This window comes from Bremerella sp. P1 (assembly GCF_028748185.1).
Lineage (GTDB): Bacteria > Planctomycetota > Planctomycetia > Pirellulales > Pirellulaceae > Bremerella.
Map to the genome: position 1 here is coordinate 2,563,172 of NZ_CP118164.1, position 12,034 is coordinate 2,575,205.

The window sequence follows — 12,034 nt, forward strand, 5'->3', positions numbered from 1 at the left end:
TCACTCGTGCCTACCGCGCTGAAAACGCGATTCGCATGTGCACTTCTTGGCGGCTTCACTGCCGCCGCGATGTGCCTTGCTCCGCTGCGCGCGGCGAGTGCCCAGAATGCGGTCGTCAACGACAAGCGTTCTCCCCAACAGATGATCGAGGAGTACCGCCGCGTTGATGGTTACCTAAGCAAATTCAAGTTGCCGGATCAGCGGCTGCTGCTGATCGAGCGCTATTTGAAACATGCCCTGCCGGCCGAAGAACGGGAAGAGCTGCTCGACCAAGGCTCGCAGTTGTACGCCACCCAGTTGATGCTTTACGCCGATGACCCGGTCCGGTCGAAGCACTATCAGCAGAAGGTCCAGCAGTTTCTCACTGATCACCCCAGTGCCGACACACCGGCGATTCAGGTGATGCTGCTACAAGCTGACTACAACCGTGGGGAAGCAGCCGTCACGCGGTGGCTGAACGACCCAAGCGATAAGGAGTCCCTGGCCGAAGCACGCAGCGACTTTCAGCGGATCGCTCCGAAGCTGGTCGAGTATCACAAGTCGATTCAAAAGCGAATCGAAGAGCAATGGGACGTCATCGACCGCATGCCGTCGGGAACTGGACGAGAAACGCGCGAGAAGGTGGTGCGTGAGCTGGAAGGCGTTGTCGGTCGGGCCGCGTTCTTCGGTGCCTGGTCGAACTATTACCTCTCGTTGGTCGAAGATACACGTGGGCCGTCGCAGTACTCAAAGATCGCCATCAATCTCTTTCGTGGATTGCTGGATTTGAAGATTGACCCGAAGGCAACCACGCCCTGGCATGAGGCGGCCGATCCGAATCGAATGGGGCTCGAACAAGAGTGGCGAGCTCGGGCCCTGATCGGTCTGGGCATGTCCGAGATTCTGGACGACAACGTGCTGGATGGGCAGCGATGTTTCGCGCTGCTGGAAGCTGGCCCTACGAGTGCCGAGATTGTCGATCAGTCCGACTATTGGTACTGCCGCGGCCTGATCAACGCAGGGAAACTCGACGCAGCGGCCGATTTCGCCAAGATGACCATTCAAGACTTTCAAGGGAATACGTCCCCCGGCAAAACGAGCCTGTGCGTATTGTTAGCCGACACCGGCCTGCGAGAAGGAGCCAACAATCCCAAGATCCGCGATATGGGCATCCAGGGACTGATTGGTTTAGCCAAGCTGGGCCATCACTCGGCGGCTATTCAGTTGGTCGAGAAGTACGACCTCGATCTGGAGAATTCGCAAGGCTTTTACATGATGTGGCTGGTCGGCCAGCAGGAGTTCGCCGAAGCCGAGAAATCGAAGTCGGACGACGACTACCGCAAGGCGCAAGCTCAACTTCGCGATGCCTTGACCGCCCCCGAGGCGAAGAAAGACCTTCTTTCCGCAAGCGAATGCCGCTACACGCTGGGTTGGTGTAGCTACCGCTTGGAAGAACACGCCGAGGCCGGCATGAATTTTCAAGACGCTGTCTCGGGTCTTAAAGGTCCCAACCCCGGCAAGGCAGCCGAAGCCGCCTGGATGGCGTTTGTGTCTTACCAGGCCCTGGCTAAAGAAGAACCTCGCTACGGTCTGCGTGCCATCGAAGTGCTGGAAGACCTGAAGCGTGACTTCCCCAATCACCAGTACGCTCAGAAGGCGGACTACTTCATCGCCAAATTGCAGCAGTCGCGCGGCTCGATGACTTCCTCGATCCGGCAGCTACAAAGCATTGCGCCCAATGACCCCAATTATTGGTCCGCCAAGTTCGATCTGTGTAATCTGCTGCGGCAACAAATCGATCAAGCTTCGTCTGAGGACGAAAAGAAAGAGCTGGCCGGACAACTCAAAACGGTTGCCGATGACCTTGAGTCACGATTGAACCAGGACTCTGCTCCGGAGGATCGCATCTCCGGCGTGGTGCGTTGCTTGTTGAACGTTTCCGACTTGGCCCGCAAGAACATCTTACCTGCTGCCAACTTCGCGAAGTACGTTGGTGCGTCGAAGGCGCTGGTCGCTTCCCTTCCGCCGGACGACCGGGCCTGGGTCGACTATCACTACCAGGCGCTGATGCTGGCTCGATCTCAAAAGAATGAGGACGAGGTCGCCACGCACGCCGATTGGCTACTCAAGTATGCCAAAGGTTCGCCGTACGAGCAGTCAGCGCTGATCATTCGCGCCCTGGAAATCGATCAGCAGGTTGCCGCTACGACCAATCCCGATATGCCCCTTCTGGAAGAAGGCTTTGACATCTATAGCCGCCTGGTGAAGCATCTCGGAGCAACGTCCGGAGCTGTGAAACAGAGCAAGAACGCCAAAGTGGCCTGCTCGAAGGCAGCCGATTTCGCCGAGCAGCTTCATCGCTGGTCCGACGCGGCGACTTACCTGCGTGTGCTGGTCGATGCCTATCCCAAGGAACAAGAGTACCTGCAACGGCTGGGAAGGGTTGAGTTCACACTACAGAACTACCCCGGGGCTCTGGGACACTGGCGCACCTTGCTGGTAGGGCTCAACAAGGGAGACGAGGCCTGGTTCGAGGCCAAGTATTACCAGTTGGCTTGCCTACAGCAAACCGACCGCGATCAAGCCAAAACGGTCCTGGAGCAATTTGAATTGCTGCATCCAGATTGGGGTTTGCCACCGTGGCGCGATAAAATAAAGACACTCGCCCAACAGATCTCCGGATCTGCGGGATCGTAACCTGTTAGTAATTCCTGAATACGTCCAGTGGAATGCCTCAAGGACCGCCTCCACACTCCGCCGACCCGAACCAATCGCAACGAATCGACGAATTCGTTCGCGAAGCGGAGGCTTTTCTTGCTTCTCGCGGTGGAGGACACGATCCGACGGTCCTGCCAGCACTAGCGTATCAGTGCGGCCTGTCTCGGGAAGAATACCAGCAGGCGATGCACATTCTGTACACGGCCCCAGCGACCCCTGCGGCGGCTTCACCTCCTACGACGAAGCCCACGCAGACGAAACCGGTCAAGTCGAAGCCTGCCCAAGCTCTGCCTCCGGCTCCCCCCAAGCCGCAGCCACCCCAGGCAGCCGCCCCGCCACCAGAAGCGGCTCCGCAGGAGGTTCTTGCCGATGAGGTCGAGAAGCCCGCCGACGACGAACCGCTAATCGAGTCGGAAGTGGTCGCCGAGGACGATCAGGACTACCCAGGCGTGCGGCCTCAAGACCTTTACTCGTTCACGCGCCAGGCACGGCTTATCTTGGCCGACGCACGCGGATGGTCGGAACAGGCACTGGCCCGAATCAACTTCCTGGCCGATCAGTTTCTGATTCCGCACGACGTCCGCGGCAACCTTTACCGGCGACTGGACGATTCCAACTTCAACCCTCAGCCCCCCTCAAAGGATGTACCGGCCGCGGATCCGATGCAGGTATTCGAGGCCCAACTCGCGCCTGAAACCGAAGAAGGCCCGACCCAGGAAGAACGCGAAGCCGCCGAGCGGGAAAAGGCCGAGAAAAAGAAACGGCAATCCCCCAGCAAGCTTTACAAAGTCTATCTACGGAAGGCGATGGAGGCCTTGCCGGTCAAACGCGTGAACGAGCGACGCGAACAGAAGCTCATTCGCGAGGGAACCACCAAGCTGGGCTTAAGCGAAGTGCTCGCACGTGACCTGCTTTTGGAGGTCGCTAAGGAGAAGGGATACGTCGTCGCCTCGGAAGAAGAGAAGCCGGAAGAGCGAGACGAGAAACAAGCCAAGGCCGAACGGATCACGACGTTCCAGCAGCGGGCCGCGACCATCATTGCCGGACAAGGCGGAGTCAACTCGCTAACGCGTATCATGATCGCCCAGGTAGCCACCGACCTGGGGCTTTCCGATCAAGATCGCGACGCCGCGCTCGCTTCCATTCAGAAGCAAAACGAGAAGAACCAGTCGGATACTCGCCAGCAACAGCGTGCCGAATCGTTCCGAGAGTTCGTGCGTGAACGACTCGACAACATGAGTCACGGCATTGTCATTGCGACCCTGGCACAGCAGCTCGTCCAGATCGGCGTCGATATGCACGGTCTCCATGAAGACCTCGCCTGGAGCACGCTTCGCGAAGTTCTGCAGGAAGAAGACCTTCGCCTGGTGACAGTCGGACAGGCCGAGTCGCATATCAATTCGCTGGTCGATGAGCTGATGCGCGAAGAGGGTTTCCTTTCGATACAAAGCCGTCAGCGATTGATGGCCGAAGGCGAGCAATGGGGACTCGATCACACCCATTGCCAGCAACTGATCGAAGACCGAATCGTTGACTACACGCGGAAGCAAAATCGCGGGCAGCGCCAGGTTGCCATGATCTTCGGTGCGTTTTTCGCCCTGCTGCTTTTCGGTGGCGGATATGTCATTTACATCGGTTCGATCCCTCCAACAGGCTCGCCCACCGCGCATCATTCACCCGGGAAAACTTCGACCGATATCGCCGATACCAACCTCGATTCGTCGGATGATAACAACGAGCCGGAAGTACTCGTCTGGCAGCGGCAACCCTGGTGGGGCGAATCCCTCTCGCTCAATCTGCTGAAGGTCTACCAGGAAGAAACGTCCCTCCAGCCGCGTTTGACCGCGATCTGTACCGATGACGTAGACCGCCGCAGCAAGGCCTATCGAGCCTTGTTGCCCCAGATGGTAACGAAGTCTGTCGCGGAGGCAGGAGAATCAAGGGAAGCGATTCGCGAATCTGTCGCGGGGCTCGTGCACGATGAACCGAGCGATGAAGCGGTCGAAATCATCGCTCAGACGTTGACCGAAGGAATTTCGCTGAAGGACGCACCGATATCGGCCGCGACGCCGCTATCGCAAATGCTGGAGAAGGCCTTTCTCAGCGTCAAATCGGCTCAGCAGTCGGACTTGCCGGAAGAACGTCGCGAACTGTTCTTAAACGAACTGGAGCAACAACTGGGCATTACGTACTCGGGTTCGGCGGACCCCGTCGAACTCACGATGAGCGAGATGATTCGCGAGCAGTATCACAAGATTCGTGACCTTTCCGCCAACGATCCCAATGCGGCGGCCCGTTTGCATGCGGATCTTTCCCAGATGGCTCAAAGCTACCTGCCTGCGGACCAGGTTGTTGCCAAAGATAGTTATCTGATTGCTGATATCGCCGGGCGAATGACCGAGAACTGGTCAACTTATCAGCCGGTCGTGCAGCGAGTGGTCAGTTCCGATAAGGCCGATCGTTTGCTGCCGATATTGGACGCTTTCGAGCACGGCATGAAAAGCTCGAGCGTCCAACAGGAAATTGCCCGCATGCTCTCGCGGCGGATTAGCCGGGGTCTGGATGCCGACGACCCGATTCAATCGGCGGCGATCGTACGTACCGAATTGGGTCTCGACGCGGTGGTCGTTCGCGACGGTGAAATGTATCGCATGTTCACGCGACGGTCGGCAGCTTTCGATTGGCAACCGCCATCGGATATCGCAGCGGATGAACTTGCCAAGCAGGTTACCGAACTGAGCTTTCTATCGGCCCTGGGGCATGCGGCCAGCCAGGGCAATATGGGGCAGCGGATTTTTGAGGAGACGCTCAAGAAAGGTCCGCCTGTCTACGATGCGAATTCCGCGACCAACATGAATGCGACTTCGTCCTCCACCAAGTCGTTAGCGGCATTATCCAAGATTGAATCGCTCGTCGAACGCTTGCATCGCGCGAGCAATCCCCTGGGCCGAATCGATGTCTACCGCGAGCTATGTTCGCTTGCCGGAGATGTCGAGGACGTTGACTACGCGACCGCATCCCAGTTGGCGGAATACCTTCTGGCCCCCAAGCCGCGCGCCGAGCAAGGCCAGATCCAGAGCGGAATCCGAGCGTTCTCTCACTGGACGAATATTAAGCTGGCCGTTGCGGATCAAGTCCATACGGCCCGCCGCGCAGCGGATGACATGGCCGAGATCGTCGGTGGCTTGTTGGGAGAAAACGTAGTCGTTAACAACGTGCGAACCGCGCGGGACGAACTGCGAGAACGCCTGCTGCGGAGTGGACTCGAAGGTCTCGGGAATCAGCCTGCCCAGTCGGGCGAGCTTTCGCCGCAAATGGCCAATGACATGGCCATGTTCCTTGCGGATCACTATCGACAGCATGCACGGCTCAGCGGGATTTCGCCTGATCAACTGGGTAGTGATGAGCTACCCGATGCGATCGTCGCACGCTTGATCGAGATCGAACGAGCCCGTCTCGAACAGATGACCCTCACCGATGCCGAGGCGGGCAAGCTGCAGGATATTACTCGCCGTGAGATCGCCCTCAATTACCTGAGCAATTCGCCCATCGCCTCGATGGTCGCCAAGCAGCGGGTATGGCTACGGCTAGTCTCCCTTCGCTTTGGCAAAGAGCGGCCGCAATTTCAGGGGCAGCTGGGACAGATCATCGACAAACTGGAACAACAAGATGCGTCCGCAACGAGCTTGATCGAGCAACTTCGCAGTGGCGAGCTGGCACTGGTCAAAGTCTGGGAATTGACTGGAGGCTCGGCATGATCGTAATTCCAACTCGCATGAAATCATGGTTGATGCTCCTGGCTTTGCTGCTCGTTTGCAGCGAAGCTTTTGGGGCGGTTGTCTATGTCAAAGGTCAGAAGGAACCGATCGCCGGCTTTGTCGAATCGGCCGACGACATGAGCATCCAACTGCGAATCGTAACACCGGAAGGTGACGAGCTGAATCGCCGTATCCTCCGCAGCGAGATCGACCTGCTGCTTCAGCCGGTAAGCCCAAGCCGCTTGAGCCAACTCTCGCCCGATAACCCCAAGGCCTACCGCGAATACGCCGAAGAGCTGGTCGAGAAGACGTCCGATCCCGAAGCAGTCGAAACGGCTAAGCGTCTGTTCATGATTGCTGCCCATCTCGATCCGAAAGCGGAAGGACGAAGTGCACTTCTGGGGATGACCCCCCTGATGAACGATCCCCAAAGCGTGAAACAGCTTCGCGCGATGGCCTACCTGATTGATCCTTCCCATGACGCCTCGCTTTTGGAAGGCCAACAGCAGGCCGTAACCACGGGAGCCGCGCTCGACGAGTCGTTGCGTGAGGATGTCATCAAGGTTTTGCAGATGCTTCGCCACGGCGAACGTGCCGATGCGCGGCAACAACTCCAGCGGGACGAGATCCGCAGCGCGATGCGGCAAGGGACCAGCAAGATCACGCCCGACGAGTGCCTGGCACTGGTTCAAGGTCTTTGCCCTGGCTGTGGACAAGGGCAGATTCCAGCCTACATGCTGCAGAAGCTTGTCGCGGCGGAACTGGAACTAAGGACCAGCGAGGCGAGCGACGAAGTGAAACCGCAGTGGGGATTCTTCCTTGACGGAACGTTCCAAAAACCACTGCCGGTCCTATCCCTTGCCAAGGCAATCGGCTTCGATCCTCGGCAATGCGTTTATCGCGACGGAGAGTGGATAGAACCAGCGAAGTAGTCGCGGGTCCTACGGAGCGATGAATTCGTCACTGAATCGACGGACGAATGAGGGATCGATTTCCGAACCTTCTTCTTCACCGAAGTAGTAGACGTTCGAGTCGGAAATGTGACGATCGGCCACGTGGGCGAACAAGTACGCGGCCGCAGCAGCGCGAATATCGTCGACCATGTCTTCCCACTTCTTCTCGCCCCGCTTCTCTTCGTGGACTTTCATCAAGTGGATACCGAACTTGGTTTGAATCGGACCGACCAGCTCACCGACAGGACGGGCGAACGTGGCTTCATGAATCCGAGGATCCAAGGGACCATGATGCTGGATCCAGCCCATGTCTCCGCCGTCCGCGGCACTAGGGGCCTGCGAGTGCAGTTTGACCGCGTCCTCGAAAGAGATTTCCCCTTGCTGGATGCGATCTCGCAGGAACACGGCTTCCCGGAAAGCCACATCCCAGTCAAATTCCGCGGAGTTATCAGGATCGCCAAAGTAGACTTGCGATACACGCCGGGCCGTGCCGTCGAATCGTTCGTAATTCCGCTCGTAGTAGCGACGCAGGTTCGCTTCGGTCAAATAGCTTTCCAGGTAGCGCGACCAGACGATCTTCCAGGCCAGGTTACGGCGGAGCATGGCCTGATCGACCTTGCCGGAGGCGAGGAATTCATCCAATGACTGACCGCGAGTTGCCAGGGCCTGTTTGACCTCGGAAACGGCCAAGTCGACCTCTTGTTCGGTAGCACGGAATTTGGTCGTCTGCAGGTACGAAAGAATCACCTGGCGGCGCACCAACTGCGACATCACGGTCGAGCGATAAACCTGCAACGACGTCTCCGGCAGGTCATCGAACACATTCAACCGCTGCAAATAGCGCTCGATCTCCACGTCATAAATCGGAACGTCATTCACGCTCGCGACGACCATCGCTCCCGTGGAAGGATGGATCAACGTTTCTTCGGGCAAGTAGGGGCCAAGTGAGGATTCGAAATCGCCTGATAGGCTCCATTGGTTCGCGGCTTCTGGCAAGACGATCAAACAGATCATCACCAGAACGAACGTCGGAGATCCGATCCAGGGTTTTGACGACATGGCTTGCTCTCAATTCTTTCGGATTCCAGTACCGCGTGCAGGTACGCTCCGCCAACTTGGCTTCCCGTGAAACTACGGCAATGGAATATCGGTGAGCTCAAAGGATACCGGCAGCGAAATAATCGACGCCGGTGATCGATACACGAATTGGAAATCGCCTACTTCTCGTTCCATAACAAACTTGTAAGACATGCCGACGGTATCGACATCGCGGTAGGTTTCTTCAAACCCGGCCATGTCGATACGTTCCCCGTCGGGGCCCTGCAAATATGCTTCGTTGTTGTAGACCCAGCCACGATGCGATTCGAGCGCGCCTTGCTCGTTCAACAATCGCAGCAGGATACTTGCCTCCCAGATATCACCGTTGCGTCGAAATGCTTCGAGCACAACTTCAATCGTTCCGCGTGTGTCCTTCACGTTCCGCGCGGTCTCTAGCTTATCGAACTTGAACGTTTCGACGCGACCAGGCATCAAGGCCACCATATCTCCCTTGAGGGTCGCGATCTTTTGCGAGTCCCGCTGGACGCCTCCCAGAGGAAGCTGAATGTCGACCGCCGAAACGCCTTGCAGCACTTCGGTATCGAGCGAACCCATTTGATTCTCGGCCGTCAGGCTTTTGCCTTGTTCGTCTTCGATCTTCAACTGATCAAGCGGTAACTTGATGACAATCGGCTCGACGCGAGGTTCCCAGGCAACCTGTAAATTCAAGAACGTTCCACGCTGCGAGCGATCCGAAAGATTCAGAAACGATTCGACGCGGGTTGGTTCAAAGCGGAAGATCTCGCTGGTTCGCACCAAGGGATTCGGTTCGTCCGAGGAGGACTGCCGCGTTACGAAGGCCAACACGTTGGGCTGGCCTGCATAGTGATAGGCCTCGAGATTCGTCTTGGTGAAGAGTTCCTCGACGGCTTTCCAGAACGGAACATCTTTCCAATCGACGCTCAACTTTGTGGCGTCAGCACGCTGGCCGAAGTTGCGGCGATAGTCGACCAGTTTATTGCCGGTCTGTTCTTCGATCGCTCCCAGGATATCGGTCAGCGTCGCATCTTGAACCGTGAGCGTTACAAGCGATGCCTTGGCCGCGCTGTCAGCACGGGCCTTTTCCAGAATGGTCCGAATCCGCTGAAGCCGAGCCTTGGTTTCGGCCGGCGTGTTCGGTTTGACCTGCGGAAGATACTCGATGGCCTTATGACCAAGCTCGATAATCTCTCGCTCCGCGCGTTGGCGATCCTCGAGCGTGTCAGAATCTAGACGACGTGCCCAAGCTTTCACTTGGTCCGACAAACTAGGTTCTGCATCTTGGGCATACAGGGGTCCTGCGAGCGCAAGCACGAGGCCCACCCACATGATGGTTCGAAGCGCGTCCATGAATAGGGTTAGGAATTTCTTCCAGAAAAGGTCATTTGAGATGAGGTGAGCAATCATTCTAGGGATTGTGGCGATAACTTTCCAGCAGAATCTTCGAAAGTTTCCCCCTCATTTGTAGGGGTTTTTTGTCGCGCGTAACCTACGCTTGTAAGGTATTTACAATTCCCCTGATTATGAACACCGGGTTTGGATATGAAATTCCTAGGGCTTTCTCTGCTGAGCGTAACGCTAGTTTTGCTACCGACTTGCCAGCATTTCACGGCCAAAGCCATCGCTCAGCAAGAGACTTACCCGGTGATGATTCAGCTGGATCTGAAAGATGAAACCATCCAGGCCACACCGGTGCTCGCGACCGAGCAAAGGGTGATCATGCTCGGCCAGGATGGTCGCATGTGGGACTTTGCTCCTCAGAATGCTTCCAATTTTGCGCAACTTGCCACGCCGTTTCGTCCCCTCCGGCAAAATGAAATGCGTGGTGATCTGCTCACGGAGTTCGGCCAAGGCTTCGATGTCACCGGCACGGGCAATTACCTGGTCGTGCATCCCGCTGGTCAGAAAGACGAGTGGGCCAACCAGTTTGAAACGCTCTTTCGTTCGTTCCAGCAATACTTCGCGGCTCGCGGCATTCTTCTGCAGCGGAACGAGTTTCCGCTGGTTGCTGTCGTCTTCCCAGATTTTCGTTCGTATCAGAAGTACGCTGCCCGGGATGGCATGCGCGTATCGCCGGGTCTGGTCGGTTATTACTCGTCACGAACCAACCGCGTGGCGCTGTATGACGTGACCCACGGCAACCACGACAATCCGATGTGGGCCGAGAACATGGCCACCATCATTCACGAGGCCACCCACCAAACGGCTTTTAACACTGGCCTACACAGCCGCTATGCTCCGCAGCCGAAGTGGCTTGTCGAAGGACTCGCGACCATGTTCGAAGCGCCCGGCGTGTGGGACTCGCGCAATCACTCGAACTTCCGCGACCGCGTGAACAAGACGCGGATGCTCGAGTTCCTGGAGTACGCCAAGACCCGACGAGCCCCCGGTTCGCTGGCCCAGTTCATCGCCACCGACGACGCCTACTACAAGCGTCCTTCCACCGCCTACGGCGAAGGCTGGGCATTGGTCTTCTATCTCATCGAAACCCGTCCCCGGGAATTCGCCGCCTACGTGCGGACCGTCGCGGCACGCTCGGCCGAAGAGGGCTACACCACAGAAGAGCGTATGCGTGACTTCCGCGATGCGTTCGGTAGCGACTTCGATCAACTGGAAGCGTACTTCCTGCGGTACATCACCGACCTGCCGAACAAGATGTAAGCTAAGGAGCGTTCTGTCCTTCCGCTTCTTCCCCCTTTTCCAACTCGTCCTGCTCGAGCTGGACCTGGATCCGCTTGTCGACCGCTCGGTGGTGATCCCAGTTGCCGCGGGAACCGGCTCGGCGTTCGTCGAGGTTCATCAGCACATCGCGTTGTCCGTACAGAATGACCGTGTCGCCCGCTTGTAGTCGCGTGTGACCGCGGGGAATGCCAATGTAATCGACACCGGGGCGATCGACCCCTAGGACCAGCACCCCTTCTTCTGAAAGCCGCAGGCCGGCCAGGTCGCGTTCGACGAGCCAGTCGGTTTCTTCGACGACCATCTCGATCACCATAAACCCGTGTGCCAGGTGCAACAGGCTCGAGTAGTCGGCCACTTCTAAATCGGTCCACCGCCGCAGTGCCCATTCCACCAGGTTATTCAGGCGATGATCGACCCACTGGCTGCGACTGACGAACCATAAAACTGCCAGACCCGTGCCCAGGATGCCGAAGTTGATCCAGATATCTACCGGATCGTTTTCCCGGGTGTTAATGAACGAAAGCATGAGCGAACTCATCGCGGTCACGATCCCCGCATTTCCCAAAAGCATCAGCAGCATGATGATCTTGCGGCGTACCGGATGCTGCGTCACTTTGTCCGATTCCGAGGTCGTAAAGCCTGCCCCGGTGAACGCGGATCGAGCTTGAAACTGAGCCAGCTGATGCGAAAGCCCGGTCAAAACTAAGGCCATGGTCGCAATGCGCACGACCATTAACGACATGAGAATGACGATAAAAAGAGAGATGATCGGTATAAAGGACGCCATTAGACTACAGTAAGCCCCTGAAAGCGTTTTGTGGACGATGTGGAAGTTGTGACTGCGTTAAGGTGCAAATCACGGACCGG

The 12,034-nt window shown here is 57.2% G+C and carries 7 protein-coding genes; 4 read left to right on the plus strand and 3 right to left on the minus strand.

Annotated elements, in window-relative coordinates:
- Positions 1-6 precede the first annotated feature (6 nt).
- From PSR63_RS10570 to PSR63_RS10580, 3 genes are read left to right on the plus strand one after another with little or no spacing between them, the layout of a single operon-like run.
- Complete coding sequence (locus tag PSR63_RS10570) at positions 7-2,676, plus strand: tetratricopeptide repeat protein (RefSeq protein ID WP_274333091.1); 2,670 nt, start codon at positions 7-9, stop codon at positions 2,674-2,676.
- A gap of 32 nt (positions 2,677-2,708) precedes the next feature.
- A complete protein-coding gene (locus PSR63_RS10575) occupies positions 2,709-6,455 on the plus strand; it encodes a hypothetical protein (protein ID WP_274333092.1) in 3,747 nt (1,248 codons plus the stop codon).
- Positions 6,452-7,387 carry a hypothetical protein gene (locus PSR63_RS10580; protein ID WP_274333094.1) on the plus strand — a complete coding sequence of 312 codons (936 nt, stop codon included), beginning with the start codon at positions 6,452-6,454 and terminating at the stop codon, positions 7,385-7,387. The genes PSR63_RS10575 and PSR63_RS10580 overlap by 4 nt, the downstream gene beginning before the upstream one ends.
- 9 nt (positions 7,388-7,396) lie before the next feature.
- Here PSR63_RS10580 and PSR63_RS10585 read toward each other — a convergent pair whose 3' ends face one another.
- The gene (locus PSR63_RS10585; protein WP_274333096.1) at positions 7,397-8,467 is read right to left on the minus strand and encodes a peptidylprolyl isomerase; all 1,071 of its coding nucleotides are present in this window, start codon (positions 8,465-8,467) and stop codon (positions 7,397-7,399) included.
- A gap of 72 nt (positions 8,468-8,539) precedes the next feature.
- The gene (locus PSR63_RS10590) at positions 8,540-9,751 is read right to left on the minus strand and encodes a hypothetical protein (RefSeq protein ID WP_274333098.1); all 1,212 of its coding nucleotides are present in this window, start codon (positions 9,749-9,751) and stop codon (positions 8,540-8,542) included.
- Between the two features lie 276 nt (positions 9,752-10,027).
- Here PSR63_RS10590 and PSR63_RS10595 point away from each other — a divergent pair, with 276 nt between their 5' ends.
- Positions 10,028-11,146: a DUF1570 domain-containing protein gene (locus PSR63_RS10595; protein WP_274333099.1), complete on the plus strand. Its 1,119-nt coding sequence runs from the start codon at positions 10,028-10,030 to the stop codon at positions 11,144-11,146.
- A gap of 1 nt (position 11,147) precedes the next feature.
- Here PSR63_RS10595 and PSR63_RS10600 read toward each other — a convergent pair whose 3' ends face one another.
- Positions 11,148-11,954, minus strand: coding sequence for a TrkA C-terminal domain-containing protein (locus PSR63_RS10600; protein ID WP_274333100.1), 807 nt, complete (start codon positions 11,952-11,954; stop codon positions 11,148-11,150).
- Positions 11,955-12,034 lie beyond the last annotated feature (80 nt).

Bases quoted from the DNA above. Each gene is read 5' to 3' on its own strand.
- PSR63_RS10575 (WP_274333092.1), top strand. From the start codon at position 2,709: ATGCCTCAAGGACCGCCTCCACACTCCGCCGACCCGAACCAATCGCAA.
- PSR63_RS10580 (WP_274333094.1), top strand. From the start codon at position 6,452: ATGATCGTAATTCCAACTCGCATGAAATCATGGTTGATGCTCCTGGCT.
- PSR63_RS10585 (WP_274333096.1), bottom strand. From the start codon at position 8,467: ATGTCGTCAAAACCCTGGATCGGATCTCCGACGTTCGTTCTGGTGATG.
- PSR63_RS10595 (WP_274333099.1), top strand. From the start codon at position 10,028: ATGAAATTCCTAGGGCTTTCTCTGCTGAGCGTAACGCTAGTTTTGCTA.
- PSR63_RS10600 (WP_274333100.1), bottom strand. From the start codon at position 11,954: ATGGCGTCCTTTATACCGATCATCTCTCTTTTTATCGTCATTCTCATG.